Origin of the sequence: Streptomyces sp. NBC_00207 (assembly GCF_045160965.1) — a bacterium.
Lineage (GTDB): Bacteria > Actinomycetota > Actinomycetes > Streptomycetales > Streptomycetaceae > Streptomyces.
In genome coordinates, this window is sequence record NZ_CP130715.1 from 6862253 (window position 1) to 6877814 (window position 15562).

Genomic DNA, 15562 nt, shown 5'->3' on the forward strand with positions numbered 1-15562 from the left:
CCCCCCGTACCCCCCCCACACCACCTCGTGAGGCATACGCCGGCCGGCGCGCCGGCGTATGCCTCACGGGCGGTCTCCACTGGGCACGACGACACCGGCCACCGCGGCCGGCGCAGGACAAGGAGCATCTCTTGACCCACTACGACGTGATTGTGGTCGGCGCCAGGTGCGCCGGGGCTCCGGCCGCGATGCTGCTCGCGCGCGCCGGCTACCGGGTGCTCATGGTCGAGCGCGGCACCTTCCCCAAGGACACCCTCTCCACGCTCTACATCCATCAGCCCGGCGTCGCCTCCCTCGCCCGGTGGGGCCTGCTCCCCGCGGTGGTGGCCACCGGCGCCCCCGCCCTCGACCACGTCCGCTACACCCACGGCGACATCCGCCTCGACGGCTGCTCCTGGGCCGCCGACGGGCAGCGTGCCGCCTACGCGCCCCGCCGCTACCTGCTCGACCCGATCCTCGCGCAGGGCGCCGTCGACGCGGGCGTGGAATTCCGCGAGAACTGCTCGGTGAGCGACCTCGTCTTCGACGGCGACCGAGTCGTCGGCGTCCGGCTCGGCTCCGCCGGCACCGTCGAGAGGGCCACGCTCGTCATCGGCGCCGACGGCATGCGCTCCACCGTCGCGGCGAAGGCCGGCGCCCGGCTCGTCGTCGAGGACCCCACCTCGACGTGCGCCTACTACTCCTACTGGTCCGGCCTCCAGCCCGGGTTCAGGCTGTACGACACCCCCGGGCACTGGGTCGGCACCGTGCCGACCAACGACGGGGCGACGCTCGTCGCCGGCTACCTCCCCCAGGAGCAGTTCCACAGCGTGCGCGGCGACGCCCTGAACGCCCTGCTCACCAACGTGGAGAAGACCGCCCCCGAACTGCGGGAGGAAATGGTGGGCGGCGCCCGCCTGGAGCGCGTCTACGGCACCGGCGACCAGCGCAACTTCTTCCGGCAGGCCGCCGGACCCGGCTGGGTGCTCGTCGGCGACGCCGCCCACCACAAGGACTCGATCACCGCACGCGGGATCACCGACGGCTTCTACCAGGCCCAGCTGCTCGCGGACTGCATCGGCGACGGCCTCCACGACCCCGACCGGCTGCGGACGGCCCTCGACACCTACGCCGAACAGCGGATGGAGGCCCTCACGCCCGAATACCGCGCCACCCTCAAGACGGCCCGGCTGGACCCGCCCGCCCACCACGTGGACCTGCTGCGCGCCGTCGCCGGCAGCCGCGACCTGACGGACCGGTACTTCTCCACGCTGTCCGGTGTCTGCCCGATCGACGAATTCGTCACCCCCGAACTGCTCGACCTGATGGAAGAGATGGACATGGAAGGAATGCAGGGATGACCGACGGGACCACCGGGAACGACCGGCTGCCGCTCACCTTCGGGCAGGAGCTCATCCGGTCCGGACACCGGCAGGAGGGGGCGTACGGTCACCACCCGGTCATCGCGCTCCGGCTGACCGGCACCCTCGACCGGACCGAACTCACCGGGGCCCTGCGGCTTCTGGCGGCCCGGCACGAGCCGCTGCGCACCACGTTCACCGAGGCCGGCGGCCGGCCCGTGCAGAAGGTCTGGCCGGCCGGACCGCTGGAGCTGGAGTCCGCCGACCTGGCGGGACTGCCGGCACCGGAGCGCAGCCGCCGGCTCGACGCCCGCATCGCGGAACTGGCCGCCCGGCCGTACGACCTCGCCTCCGGCCCGCTGCTGCGCTCCCTCCTGGTCCGCCTCGGCGCCGACGAGCACGTGCTGGTGCTGAACGCCCACCGGATCGCCGTGGACGCCCGCTCCCGGACCCTCGTCATCGCCGAGCTGACCGAGCTGTACGCGGCCGCCGTGTCCGGGAGGCCCGCCCGGCTGCCCGAACTCCCGGTCCGCTACGCCCAGTACGCGGCCGAGCAGCGCGCACGCGTCACCGAGGCCGGACTCGCCGCGCAGCTGGAGCACTGGCGCGGCCACCTCGCCGGCCTGCCCGCCCTGCGGCTGCCCACCGACCGGCCCCGCTCCCGGGCCCGCGGCGCGGCCGCCGCCCGCCACGAGTTCCGGATACCGGCCGAGGCCGCGAAGGGCCTCACCGCGGCGGCCGAGGCGCACGGCGGCACTCTGTTCGCCGGCCTCTTCGCCGCCTGCCAGGTGCTGTTCTCCCGGCACACCGGCCAGGAGGACCTGGCCCTGGGCACCCTGGCGGACGGCCGCCCCCGGCCGGTGCTCGACCGTCTGATCGGGGCGTTCGACAACCCGCTCCTGCTGCGCGCCCACGTATGCTCCGAGGCGCCGTTCACCGAGCTGCTCGCGCAGACCTGCGCCACCCTCGCCGAGGCCGCCGCCCACCAGGACGTGCCCTTCGAGCAGGTCCGCACCGCCCTGGGCGAGGGCAAGGACGCCGGCGACACCCCCGACGTCCAGGTGATGGTGGTGCTGCACGGCGCGGCCGGGGCGGCCGGGCCGGTGCAGGCGCCGGGACTCGCCGTACAGGCCGTCCCCGCGCCCGGCGTGCCCGCCGCGTACGACATCACCGTCGAGTTCGCCGAGACCGGCACGGGCGAGCTGGCCGGCGCGCTGGAGTACGACACCGCCCTCTTCGACGCGGCCACCGTCGAGGTGCTGGCCCGCCACCTCTCGGTGCTGCTCGCCGCCGCCGCGGCCGACCCGGCCACCGCCGTGGACGAGCTGCCGCTCGCCGACGAGGACGAGCTGCGCCTCCTCACCGGCGAATGGGCCGTCAACCGGGCCGAGTTCCCCTCCGGGAGCTGCGTCCACGAGCTCGTCGCCGAACAGGCGCGCCTGCGCCCCGACGCCGTGGCCGTCAGCGCCGGCCTGGAGACGCTGACCTACGCCGAGCTGGACGCCCGCGCGAACCGGCTGGCCCACCTGCTCGTCGCGGACGGGGTCCGGCCCGGCACGTTCATCGCCGTCTGCCTGCCCCGCGGCCCCGAACTCGTCACCGCACTGCTCGGCGTCCTGAAGGCGGGCTGCGCCTATCTCCCGCTGAACCCCGACTACCCGGGGGACCGGCTGAGCTTCATGCTCTCCGACGCCGAAGTGCCGCTGTGCCTCACCGAGTCCTGGCTGACCGGCAAGCTGCCGTCCGACGGGACGCGGATGATCGCCCTGGACGAGCAGGACGAGGCCGTCGCCGCCCAGCCGGCCGGCGCCCCGGACGTCCGGGTCACCGCCGACGACCCCGCCTACATCATGTACACGTCGGGCTCCACGGGCACGCCCAAGGGCGCCGTGATCGGACACCGCTCCGTCGTCCGGCTGTTCCGCAACGCCGACTGGGTGTCGCTGGGCCCGGACGACGTCATGGCCCAGGGCTCGGACGTCACCTTCGACGCGGCCACCCTCGAGATCTGGGGCCCCCTGCTGGCGGGCAGCCGGATGGTCGTCATCGACAAGGACACCCTGCTGGACCCGGCGGAACTCACCGCCGCACTGCGCCGGGGCGGCGTCACGACCCTGTTCGTGACCACCGCCGTCTTCAACCAGATCGTCGCCGCGGACCCGTACGCCTTCGGGGCGCTGCGCCACGTGCTCTTCGGCGGCGAGGCGGCGAACTCCGTCCGCGTGGCCGAGGTGCTGGCGGCCGCGCCGCCGCAGCGCCTCGTGAACCTTTACGGGCCCACCGAGACCGCCGTCCTCGGTACTTGGCACCTCATCCGCGAGGCCGACGAGAACATGCCCGTCCCGATCGGCCGCGCCGTCGCGAACACCACCGCGTACGTGCTCGACGAGCGGCTGCGGCCGGCCCCGATCGGGGTGGCCGGCGAGCTGTTCATCGCCGGCCCGGGCGTCGCCCAGGGCTACCTCAACCGGCCCGAACTGACTGCGGACCGCTTCCTGGACAACCCGCACGGCGAGGCCCCGGACCACCGGATGTACCGGACCGGCGACCTGGTGCGCTGGACCAGCGCGGGCGTCATCGAGTACGTGGGCCGGGCCGACCACCAGGTCAAGGTCCGCGGCTACCGCATCGAGCCCGGCGAGATCGAACTCGTCCTGCAGCAGCACCCCGAGGTCGGGGTCGCGCTGGTCCTGGCCCTGGCCGACGGGGAGCACAAGCGCCTCGTCGGCTACGTGACCCCCGCCACCCCGGGACACCACCCGCAGCCGGCAGAGCTGCGGGAGTTCGTCTCCGCCCGGCTGCCGGTCCACATGGTGCCGTCCGCCCTCGTGTGCCTGGAACAGTTCCCGCTCACCCCGAGCGGCAAGGTCGACCGCAGGGCCCTGCCCGCACCGGAGCACGCGGCCGCCCCCGCGGGCGCCCGGGAGCCCCGTACGGGCACCGAGCGGCTGCTCGCCCAGATCTGGTCCGACGTGCTCGGCATCCCGGCCGTCGGCGTCACCGACAACTTCTACGAGCTGGGCGGGGACTCCATCCTCGGCATCAGGGTGGTCGCCCGGGCGAAGAAGGCGGGGCTGGTGATCTCCGCCAAGGACGTGTTCCGCAAGCAGACGATCGCCGAACTCGCCACCACCGCGGTGGCGGCGGAAGCCGCCTGAGCCCTCCGCCCGCCCCCTGCCCACCTCCGTCGAAGACCATGACCGTGCCGCGGACCTCCACATCCGCGGCCCTGGAGGAGACATCCCGATGACTGCCCCCACCCTGCCGGCGGCCGACCTGCCCGACCTGCCCGACGTGGCCGACCTGGCGGCCCTGGCCGATCCGGCCGCCTACGACCTCACCGACCCGCAGACCTTCGAAGACAACGACCCGCACCGGCTGTGGCGGCCCTTCCGCGCGCACAACCCGGTCTTCTGGCACGCGGCCCGGGACGGCAAGCCCGGATTCTGGGTCCTCACCCGGTACGACGACATCATGACCGCCTACCGCGACAACAAGCGGTACACCTCCGAGCAGGGCAACGTCCTCAGCACCCTGCTCCTCGGCGAGGACTCCGCCGCGGGCAAGATGCTCGCCGTCACCGACGGCCCGCGCCACCGCGAGATCCGCAACCTGATGATGAAGTCCTTCTCGCCGCGCGTCCTGGCCCCGGTCGTGGAGAACGTCCAGAAGCTCACCGACCGCCTCGTCTCCGAGGCCGTCGAGGAGGGCGAGGTGGACTTCGTCACCGCCGTCGCCGACCGGATCCCCATCCACAGCATCGGCGACCTCATGGGCATCCCCGCCGAGGACCGCGAGCAGCTCGTGGACTGGAACGCCCAGACCCTGTCGCGGTACAGCGCCGACGACGGCGAAGAGGTCTCGCTGATGGCGCGCAACGAGATCATCCTCTACATCTCCGGCCTGATGGCCGAGCGCCGCCGCAACCCCGGCGAGGACGTCCTCAGCACGCTGGCCACCGCCACGATCGACGGCGAGCCGCTCACCGAAGAGGAGATCATCTACAACGCGTACAGCCTGATCCTGGGCGGCGACGAGTCCAGCCGGGCCACCGCCTCCGGCATCGTCCACGCCTTCAGCCAGTACGGGGACCAGTGGCGCCGGCTGAAGAACGCGGAGGTCACCCTGGAGAGCGCCACCGAGGAGGTCATGCGCTGGACCACACCGACCATGCACTTCGGCCGGCACGCCCTGGTGGACATCCCGATCCGCGACCACGTCGTCAAGGCCGGTGAGATCGTCACCCTGTGGAACAGCTCGGCCAACTTCGACGAGGACGTCTTCGCCGACCCCTACACCTTCGACCTGGCGCGCACGCCCAACAAGCACGTCAGCTTCGGCCACGGACCGCACTTCTGCCTCGGTGCCTACCTGGGCCGCGTCCACATGATCTCCATGCTGGAGTCGCTGCGCACGCGGGTGGCCGACATCGAGCTGCTCGCCCCGCCCACCCGGCTCTTCTCCAACTTCGCCAACGGCCACGCCACCCTGAAGGTCCGCCTCACCGGCGAACGCTCCTCCTGACCCCACCCGCGGTGCGCATGGCGAAGGCCCTCCCGATCGGTTGACCGGGAGGGCCTTCGCCGTGGCCGCAGGGCCGCCGGGTCAGCGGCCGCTGCCCACCAGCGAGGCGGCGGCGAAGGCGCGGAGGTCATCCGCGATCGCCCGGGCCACCTCGTGCTCGGAGGACTGGAGGTAGAAGTGGCCGCCCTCGAAGAAGCGCGCCGTGAAGGCGGCCGCCGTGTGCTCGCTCCACCGCAGCAGCCCCTCGCGCGGCACGTTGAAGTCCTGCGCCCCGGAGTACGCGTACAGGGGGCAGGCGAGCCGGGAGCCCACGCCGCCCCGATAGCTCTCCGCGGCCTTGAAATCGGCGCGCAGGGAGGGCAGGACCGCCGCCATCAGGTCCTTGTCGGCCAGCAGCTCCGGCGGGGTGCCGGCCAGATCGAAGATCGACGAGGCGAGCTCCTCGTCCTCCATGCGGGACAGTCCCCGGCTGAGGTGGATGGCGGCCGCGGGCCGGCCCGAGACGATCACGCCGATCGGCGCACGGTCCGGGTGCAGCCGCTCCAGCCGCAGGGCCACCTCGTACGCGACGATCGAGCCCAGGCTGTGCCCGAACAGGGCGAGCGGCCGGTGCGCGCGGGGCAGCAGGGCCTCGACGACCCGGTCGGCCATCTCCCCGATGTCCTCGATGCAGCGCTCGCCCAACCGGTCCTGGCGGCCCGGGTACTGCACGTTGAGCACCTCGGCACTGTCGGACAGGACCGCCGACAGGCTGTAGTAGCCCGTCGCCGAACCGCCCGCGTGCGGGAAGACGACCAGCGTCGGGGCTCCGGCCGGCGGCCTGTGATAACTGCGCAGCCAGCCCGTCGGGTCGGAGCCCGAGCCGTAGGGTCGCTTCATCGCCGATCTCCGTTCTCCGCGGGCCCGTGGGACCCGCAGGCGTCCGAGGTGGTGCCCGCGAGCAGGTGCGGCCCGACGTCCGCGAGGGAGGCGCAGCCGGTGAGGGCCAGCGCCAGGCCGAGGTCGGTCAGCAGGCAGCGCAGGACGTGCTCGACGCCGCCCCGGCCGCCGAGCCCGAGCCCGTACACGTACGGCCTGCCGTAGAGGACGGCGTCCGCGCCCAGGGCCAGGGCCTTGACCACGTCACTGCCGGTCCGGACCCCGGAGTCCATGAGCACCGGCACGTCCGGGCCGACGGCCGCGCGCACCGCGGGCAGCGCGTCCAGGGCGGACACGCTGCCGTCGAGCTGGCGGCCGCCGTGCGTGGAGACGACCACGCCGTCCGCGCCGTGCTCCAGAGCCAGCCGGGCGTCGTCCGGATGCAGGATGCCCTTGACGAGCAGCGGCAGCCGGGTCAGCCCGCGCAGCCAGGCCAGGTCCGCCCAGGTGAGGGTCGGGTCGGTGGAGATCTGCGCCCAGCGCAGCACGGCCGCGGTGGCGTCCGCCCCGGCCGGCAGCCCGGCCAGGAACGCGGGATCGCCCGTGAAGTTGGCGATGCCGGTCCCGCGCAGGAACGGCGAGTAGCCGCTGTCGAGTTCGGCCGGACGGAAACCGAGGTGGGTGGCGTCGACGGTGACCACGATCGCCGTGTAGCCGGCGGCCTCGGCACGCCGCACCAGCGACTCGCCCACCGCCCGGTCCGAGGGCAGGTACAGCTGGAACCAGCGGCGGTGGTCACCCGCCTGCTCGGCGACCTCCTCCAGCGTGCGGGAGGCGAAGGTCGACAGCACCAGCGGCACTCCGGCCGCCGCGGCGGCCCGCGCCGTGGCCGACTCACCCTCGGGATGGGCCACTTGCTGCGCGGCCAGCGGCGCGAGCAGCACCGGCACGGGCAGCCGCTGGCCGAACAGGGTCACCGAGGTGTCGGTCCGGCGGGTGCCGCGCAGCATCCGCGGCACCAGCCGGTGGCGGTCGAAGGCCGCGCGGTTGGCCCGGCCGGTCGCGCCGGAGCCGGCGGTGCCCGCCACGTACGCGTAGCCCTCGGGGGACATCACCGCGCGGGCCGCGGCCTCCAGCGCGGTGGGGTCGGTCGGCAGCGCCGGGGTGCGGCCTTCGAGGCCGCCCAGCAGGATCTCCCGTACGAGGTCGGCGAGGGGCTCCTCGGCCGGCGCGGCGGGCGCCTCCGGTTCCGCGGCGGGAGGCGCCGCGGCGAGCCGTGCCAGGTCCCCGCGGACGCAGTGGGTGAGCAGTGGCCCGGTCTCCCCTGGCCGTTCGACGAGCGAGAAGTGCCCGCCGGACAGCGTCACGACCGTGTGCCCGCTGCCGGCGTGCCGGGCCCAGCCGGCCATCTGCTCCAGGGAGTTCTTCGGGTCGGAGGCCGCCAGGAGCACGGTGAGGGGGGCCGCCACGGCTGCCCCGTCGGCGCAGCGGTAGCGCTTCAGTGCCCGGTGGTCGGCGCGCAGCAGGCGCAGCACCTCGCCGACGGTCTCCGGGTCCCGCAGCAGCGGTTCGGGGATGCCCCCGAGCCGCCGCAGCCCGGCGACCAGCTCCTCGTCGCCGACGCCGGTCAGGTCGGGCTCCTCCCAGTCCTGCGCCGGGGGCCGGGCCGCCGAGACGAACAGCCGGGTCACGGTGCCGCGTTCCTCCAGGAGCCGGGCCGTCTCGAAGGCCACGAGGGCCCCCATGCTGTGGCCGAGGAGGAACAGCGGCAGGTCGCAGTGGGCGGTGAGGGCCTCGGCCACGCCCGAGGCGAGCGCGCCGATGTCCTCGGCGCAGGGTTCGGCGCGCCGGTCCTGGCGGCCGGGGTACTGGACGGCCAGCAGCTCGATGTCCTCGGGCAGCGCCGCCGAGAGCGCCACGAAGGCGTTCGCGGCCCCGCCGGCGTGCGGGAAGCACACGAGGCGGGCGGTCGCGGAGCCCCGGGCGTGGTGGGTACGGATCCACCGGGAGGGGTCGACGGGCCCGTTCGCGGGCCCGGTCGACCGGGTGGCCCGGCCGGCCGGCGGAGCCGGCGCGGCCGTCGGGGTGTTGGTCATGCCCACGCGGAGTGATCCTCCTTCATAGAACCCAATTCGGTCAGCAGCTCGCGCAGCCGCTCGCTGACGACGGCGCTCTGCGCCCCGCTCAGCGGCCGGTCGGCGACCGCGGCCTCCAGCCGGGCGATGTCGGCGAGCAGGGCCACGGCGGTGCCGGCGCCGTTGCCGGCCGTGTCCACCGGGGCGGCCGTGCCCGCGGCCGGTCGCGCCGCCGGTTCGGCGATGGCTTCCGATACCGGTTCGGTGGCCGTCTCCGGGAGCTGTTCCCGCAGGTGGACCACCAGTTCGGCCGGGGTCGGCCAGTCGTAGATGAACGTGGCGGGCAGCTTGACGCCCGTGGCGACGGCGAGCCGGTTGCGCAGCTCCACCGCCGTGAGCGAGTCGAAGCCCAGCCGGTCGAACGCCCCGTCCCGGTCCACCGCCGCGCCGGAGGTGTGCCCGAGGACGGCCGCGACCTCGTGGAGTACGGCGTCCAGCAGCCGGTCCCCGGTCGGCGAGGCCCCGGCGGCCGCCGCCTGCGCCGCCCCGGGCGCGGACTGCGCCCCCGCGGCGGCCGGGGCGGGCACCAGGCTCCGCAGCAGGGGCGGCACCGCCGCGCCCTCCGCGATCCGGGCCCGCAGCCCGTCGAGGTCCCAGCGCGCGGCCACCGCCACCGGGCGGTCGCGGCGCACCGCGGCGTCCAGCAGTTCGAGCCCGAGCTCCGAGGTGAGGGGAGCGACACCCACCCGCGCCATGCGGGCGACGTCCGCGCCGGTGAGACCGGCGCCCATGCCACCGGCCCCCTCCCACAGGCCCCACACGACGGAGACGCCGGGGCGGCCGACCGAACGCCGGTACTCCATCAGCCCGTCGAGGAACGCGTTGCCGGCCGCGTAGCCGGCCTGCCCCGGAGAGCTGAGCGTTCCGGCGAGGGAGGAGAAGACGACGAACGCGTCGAGGCCGAGGGGCTCGGTGAGCGCGTGCAGGTTGAGCGCCGCGTCCACCTTCGGACGCAGGGTCCGCTCCAGGCTCTCGGCCGTCAGCGAGGTGAGCAGGCCGTCGTCCAGGACGCCCGCCGCGTGCACGACCCCGCCGAGGCGGACGCCGTCACCGGCCAGCCCGTCGAGGGCCGCGGCCAGCGCGGCCCGGTCGGCTGCGTCACAGGGCACCGTACGGACGTCCGCGCCCAGGGCGCGCAGTTCGGCGATGTCCCGGGCGGCGTCCTCGCCGGGCAGCCCGCGGCCCATCAGGACCAGCTGCCGTATCCCGTGCTCGGCCACCAGGTGGCGGGCGGCGAGCCGGCCCAGCCAGCCGAGACCGCCGGTGATCAGGACGGCCCGGGTGGTGTCCCAGCGCTCGTTCTCGTCGGCCAGGTCCAGCACCACCTTGCCGATGTGCCGGGCCTCGCTCAGGTGGCGGAAGGCATCGGGTGCCCGGCGCAGGTCCCAGGCCGCCACCGGCGGTGCCTGGAGCGCGCCCCGCTCGAACAGCCCGAGGAGGTCGGTGAAGATCTCCTGGATCCGGTCCGGACCGGGGTCGCGGACGTCGTACGTCCGGTACGTCACCCCGGGGTGCGCGTCGGCCACCTCGGCCGCGTCGCGCCGGTCCGTCTTGCCCATCTCCAGGAACCGTCCGCCGCGCGGCAGCAGCCGCAGCGAGGCGTCCGCGAACTCCCCGGCGAGGGAGTTGAGCACCACGTCGACGCCGGCGCCCCCGGTGGCACCGAGGAAGGCCTCCTCGAAGTCCAGGGTGCGGGAGGAGGCGATGCGCCCGTCCGCGACCCCCGCGCCGCGCAGCGCGTCCCACTTGGCGGGGCTCGCCGTGGAGTACACCTCGGCGCCGAGGTGGCGGGCGATCTGGATCGCCGCCGTGCCGACGCCGCCGGCGCCCGCGTGCACGAGCACCGATTCGCCGGCGCGCAGGCCGGCCAGGTCCACCAGGCCGTAGTAGGCGGTCAGGTAGGTGACGGGAACCGCCGCGGCCTGCCGGAAGGACCAGCCCTCCGGGATCCGGCACACGAACCGGCGGTCGGTGACCGAGGTCGGGCCGATGCCGTAGAACAGGCCCATCACCCGGTCGCCGGGCTTCAGGTCGGTGACCCCGGGACCCACTTCGAGGACGGTGCCGGCGCCCTCGCCGCCCTGCCCCGAACCGCCCGCGTGCCCGTCCACGGAGGGCGGGATGACTCCGAGGGAGAGCAGGACGTCGCGGAAGTTCAGGCCGGCGACCCGCATCCGGATCCGCACCTGGCCCTCCTCCAGCGGGGCGGCCGCCTCCGGCCAGGGCTTGAGGGCGAGGTTCGCGAAGGTCCCCTTGGCCACGTAGTCGAGGTGCCAGTGCGGGGTGTCGGCCGGCGGCCGCAGCACGGTGTCCGCGTCCTGCGCGGCGAGCGAGGGGCGGTGGGCGGTGCCGCCGCGCAGGGCGAGCTGCGGCTCACCCGTGGCGAGCGCGGCCGCCACGGCCCGCCGGGAGGCGGGGGTGCCGTCCTCGTCGAGGACCGTGAAGCGGTCGGGGTGCTCGGCCTGCGCGGAGCGCAGCAGGCCCCACACCGCGCGGTGGGCGAGCTCGCCGGGGTGCTGCTCGCCGCCCAGCGTGACGGCGCCCCGGGTGAGGACCGCCAGCCTGGTGCCGGCCAGCCGCTCGTCCTCGACGAGGAGCCGGACCGTGTCGAGGACCTGGTGCAGGGCGGTGCGCACGGCTGCCCCGGCGCCGGTGTCCGGCGAGCCGCCGCCCGCGGAGGGCGGGCAGGGCAGGACGAGCAGCGCGGGGGCGTCGGCGCCGGCGGCGAGCGCCTCGGTCAGGGCCGGCAGGCCGGACAGGGCCGCCCCGAGGCCCAGTTCGGAGAAGTCGCCGGAGCCGTCGCCGTCGGAGCCGTACGCGCCGAGCAGCGTCCAGCGGTGCGTCGCGGGGGCGGGCGGCAGTTCGGCCAGCTCCTCCCACGTCGGCAGCAGCAGTCCGTCGCGCGGTGCGTCCTGCGTGTGCACGGCCTCCGCGGGGAGGGGGCGCAGGGCCAGCGAGCCGATCGAGGCGACCGGGCGGCCCGAGCCGTCCGCGACCTCGATGCCCACGGCGTTCGCGCCGGACGGCGCGAGCCGGACTCGCAGGACCGGGCCGGCGGGGCCGTGGGTGCGGACGCCGGACCAGGCGTACGGCAGGAAGGTCCGCTCGCCGCGACCGTCGCCCTCGTCGATCAGGCCGCCGAGCGCGATCGGGTGCAGGGCCGCGTCGAGCAGCGCCGGGTGCAGCCCGTAGGCGTCGGTGCCGGGCCGGCCCTCACCGGGGAGGGCCACCTCCGCGAAGACCTCCGGCCCGCGCCGCCACACGGCGCGCACGCCGCGGAAGACGGGCCCGTAGGAGAGGCCCTTGGCGCCGAGGGCGGCGTAGAGCTCTGAGACCGGTACGGAAACCGGCTCGGCGCCTTCCGGCGGCCACACCGGGGCCAGGTCCGCGGCCTGTTCCGGCGCGGGGCCGGAGGCGTCGGGGAGGACGGATCCCCGGGCATTGCGGGACCAGCCCTGCCCGTCGGCGTCGTCCTCGGGACGGGAGTGGACGGCGACGGCCCGGCTGCCGGAGCCGTCCGCGGCGGCCAGGGACACCCGCAGCCGGACCTCCCCGTCCTCCGGGACCACCAGCGGCGCCTCCAGGAGGAGTTCCTCGACCAGGGCGCAGTCCGCCTCGCGGGCGGCGCAGCTCACCAGGTCCAGCAGGGCGGTGCCGGGCAGCAGCACCCGCCCGCCGACGCGGTGGTCGGCCAGCCACGGGTGGCGCGCCAGGGAGAGCCGACCGGTCAGCAGCAGGCCGCCGCTGTCGGGCAGTTCGGCGGAGGCGGTCAGCAGCGGATGCGCGACGGCGGTGAGTCCGGCCGAGCTCACGTCCCCGGTCCCGGCCGGCGCCTCGATCCAGTACGGCCGGTGCTGGAAGGCGTACGTGGGCAGCTCCACCCGGCGCGCCCCGCGGCCCGCGAACACGGCGGCCCAGTCGACGTCACCGCCGCAGGCGTGCATCCGCGCGAGCGCCGTGAGCAGCGCGGTCACCTCGGGCAGGCGCCGCCGCAGCGACGGGATCAGCATGTGGCCCGCGGAGCGGCCCCGGTCCGCCTCCTCCAGGCAGTCGGCGGCCATCGAGGTCAGATCGGTCCCCGGCCCCACCTCCACGAAGCGGGCGCAGCCCAGCTCCGCGAGGGCGCCCACACCGTCCTGGAAGCGGACGGCGCGGCGCGCGTGCCGGACCCAGTACTCCGGGTCCGCGAGCTCGTCCGCGCCCGCGGGCCGGCCCGTCAGGTCCGAGACGAAGGTGAGCTGCGGCTCCTGGAAGTCCAGGCGGGCGACCACGGCCCGCAGCTCCGCCATTGCCGGTTCCATCAGCGGCGAGTGGAAGGCGTGGCTGACGCGCAGCCAGGTCGCCTTCCCGCCGGCCGCCTCGAAGTCCGCGACCACGGCGGCCAGGGCCTCCCGGTCACCCGAGAGCACCGTGGCGGCCGGGCCGTTGACGGCCGCGAGGGAGACGAGCTCCTCGTGCCCCGCGAGCAGGGCCGTCGCCTGCTCCTCGGAGGCGCGCAGGGCCGCCATCGCCCCGCCCGGCGGCAGTTGCTGCATGATCCGGCCGCGTACGGCCGCCAGCTCGGCGGCGTCCGCCAGCGAGAGGACGCCCGAGGTGTGCACGGCTGCGAGGGCGCCGACGGAGTGCCCGAGGACGGCGTCGGGCCGGATGCCCCACGACTCCAGGAGGCGGAACAGGGCCACCTCGAAGGCGAAGAGCGCCGGCTGGGTGTACCGCGTCCGGTTCAGCAGCTCGCCCTCGGGGCTGTCCCCGGCCGCGAGGACCACCTCCCGCAGCGGCTGCTCCAGGTGCGGATCCAGGGCCGCGCACACCTCGTCGAAGGCTGCCGCGAACACCGGGAAGGTCTCGTACAGTTCCTGGCCCATCCTGGCGCGCTGGGAGCCCTGACCGGCGAAGAGGAAGGCGGTGCGGCCCTCCCCGGCCGTCGCGCGGACCACGTCCGGCCCCGGCACGCCGTCGGCCAGCGCACGCAGCCCGTCGAGCAGCTCGTCGCGGTCCTCGGAGAGCAGCACCGCCCGGTGCGGGAGGTGCCCGCGGGTGGTGGCCAGCGAGAAGCCCACGTCCAGCAGGGCGTCGCCGTCCGCCTCGGTCAGGTGCCGGTACAGCCGGTCGGCCTGCGCGCGCAGCGCGGGCTCGCCGGCCGCCGACAGCACCACCGGTACGGTCGGCAGCCCGGCCGGCCTCCCGGAGGCGGCGGCCGGTTCCTGCGCGGGCGCCTGCTCCAGGATGACGTGCGCGTTCGTACCGCTGATGCCGAAGGAGGACACCGCGGCCCGGCGCGGCCGGTCGCCCTGCTCGGGCCACGGGATCGTCTCGGTCAGCAGGGAGACGGCGCCGCTCGACCAGTCCACGTGCGGGGTGGGCTCTTCCACGTGCAGGGTCCGCGGCAGCAGCCCCTCGCGCAGCGCCATCGTCATCTTGATGACACCGCCGACGCCGGCGGCGGCCTGGGTGTGCCCGATGTTCGACTTCAGGGAGCCCAGGTGGAGCGGCCGGTCCGCCGGACGCCCGCTGCCGTAGGTGGCCAGCAGCGCCTGCGCCTCGATCGGGTCGCCCAGCGAGGTGCCCGTGCCGTGCGCCTCCACGGCGTCGACGTCGGCGGCGGTGAGACCGGCGCCGGCCAGCGCCTGGCGGATGAGCTGCTCCTGCGCGGGGCCGCTGGGCGCGGTCAGCCCGTTGCTCGCGCCGTCCTGGTTGACGGCCGAACCGCGGACCACCGCCAGCACGGGGTGCCCGTTGCGGCGGGCGTCGGAGAGCCGCTCCACCAGCAGCAGACCGGCACCCTCCGCCCAGCCGGTGCCGTCCGCGGAGGCGGAGAAGGCCTTGCAGCGGCCGTCGGCGGCGAGCCCGCGCTGCCGGCTGAACTCCACGAAGGGCATGGGCGTCGCCATCACCGTCGCACCGCCGACCAGCGCCATCGAGGACTCGCCGCGCCGCAGCGAGGCACAGGCCAGGTGGAGCGCCACGAGCGAGGAGGAACAGGCCGTGTCGACCGTGATGGCCGGGCCCTCCAGCCCGAAGGTGTAGGCCAGCCGCCCGGAGGCCACGCTGCCGGCGCCGCCGACGCTCAGGAAGCCCTCGTACTCCGCCGGGGCGGGGGAGAACCGGTTCATGTAGTCGGCGTACATGGTGCCCACGAACACACCGGTGCGGCTGCCGCGCAGGGTGGCCGGGTCGATGCCCGCGTGTTCGAAGGCCTCCCACGCGGTCTCCAGCAGCAGCCGCTGCTGCGGGTCGGTGCTGTGCGCCTCGCGCGGCGAGACCCCGAAGAACTCGGCGTCGAACTGGGCGGCCTCGTAGAGGAAACCGCCCTCCCGGGTGTACGAGGTGTGCGGCCGGTCCGGGTCGGGGTCGTACAGGCCCGCCAGGTCCCAGCCGCGGTCGGCGGGGAACGGCCCGACGGCGTCGACCTCGTCGGTGGCCAGTCGCCACAGGTCCTGAGGGGAACGGACACCACCCGGGTACCGGCAGGCCATGCCCACGATCGCGATCGGCTCGTGCTCGCGTTCGACGAGGTGGGCGTGGTCGGCCTTGAGCCGCTCGTTCTCCTTCAGCGCGGCCCGCAACGCCTCGACGACCTGCTGTTGGGTTGTGGAAGCCATCCTGTTCTCTCCGTACTTCCCTGTTGGGGGCCCCGTGGGGGGCTGGGTGTGGGTCTGGTGTCTGGGTCGGGGTCCGGAACGCGTCCGGGGCCGGGGCCGGGCG

The 15562-nt window shown here is 75.1% G+C and carries 5 protein-coding genes and 1 pseudogene; 3 read left to right on the forward strand and 3 right to left on the reverse strand.

Annotated elements, in window-relative coordinates; all coding sequences use genetic code 11:
- Window positions 1–131 precede the first annotated feature (131 nt).
- From OG472_RS32255 to OG472_RS32265, 3 genes are all read left to right on the forward strand, one after another.
- Window positions 132–1340: an NAD(P)/FAD-dependent oxidoreductase gene (locus tag OG472_RS32255; RefSeq protein ID WP_405832351.1), complete on the forward strand. Its 1209-nt coding sequence runs from the start codon at window positions 132–134 to the stop codon at window positions 1338–1340.
- The gene (locus OG472_RS32260) at window positions 1337–4498 is read left to right on the forward strand and encodes a non-ribosomal peptide synthetase (RefSeq protein ID WP_405832353.1); all 3162 of its coding nucleotides are present in this window, start codon (window positions 1337–1339) and stop codon (window positions 4496–4498) included. The genes OG472_RS32255 and OG472_RS32260 overlap by 4 nt, the downstream gene beginning before the upstream one ends.
- Before the next feature lie 88 nt (window positions 4499–4586).
- The gene (locus OG472_RS32265; protein ID WP_405832355.1) at window positions 4587–5864 is read left to right on the forward strand and encodes a cytochrome P450; all 1278 of its coding nucleotides are present in this window, start codon (window positions 4587–4589) and stop codon (window positions 5862–5864) included.
- An 81-nt stretch (window positions 5865–5945) separates the two neighbouring features.
- On the opposite strand, the gene OG472_RS32270 is transcribed toward OG472_RS32265, so the two are convergent.
- The 3 genes and pseudogenes from OG472_RS32270 to OG472_RS32280 form a co-directional block, all read right to left on the reverse strand.
- Window positions 5946–6743: a thioesterase II family protein gene (locus OG472_RS32270; RefSeq protein ID WP_405832356.1), complete on the reverse strand. Its 798-nt coding sequence runs from the start codon at window positions 6741–6743 to the stop codon at window positions 5946–5948.
- On the reverse strand, window positions 6740–8818 hold the full coding sequence (locus tag OG472_RS32275) for an alpha-hydroxy-acid oxidizing protein (protein ID WP_405834971.1): 2079 nt from the start codon (window positions 8816–8818) through the stop codon (window positions 6740–6742). The genes OG472_RS32270 and OG472_RS32275 overlap by 4 nt, the downstream gene beginning before the upstream one ends.
- Window positions 8815–15435, reverse strand: a pseudogene (locus OG472_RS32280) (SDR family NAD(P)-dependent oxidoreductase); the annotation flags it as partial. The pseudogene OG472_RS32280 and the gene OG472_RS32275, both read right to left, overlap by 4 nt.
- Window positions 15436–15562 lie beyond the last annotated feature (127 nt).

What these genes read in the sequence shown, in the direction of transcription:
- OG472_RS32260 (WP_405832353.1), top strand. Translation starts at nt 1,337, where the DNA reads ATGACCGACGGGACCACCGGGAACGACCGGCTGCCGCTCACCTTCGGG.
- OG472_RS32265 (WP_405832355.1), top strand. Translation starts at nt 4,587, where the DNA reads ATGACTGCCCCCACCCTGCCGGCGGCCGACCTGCCCGACCTGCCCGAC.
- OG472_RS32270 (WP_405832356.1), bottom strand. Translation starts at nt 6,743, where the DNA reads ATGAAGCGACCCTACGGCTCGGGCTCCGACCCGACGGGCTGGCTGCGC.
- OG472_RS32275 (WP_405834971.1), bottom strand. Translation starts at nt 8,818, where the DNA reads ATGACCAACACCCCGACGGCCGCGCCGGCTCCGCCGGCCGGCCGGGCC.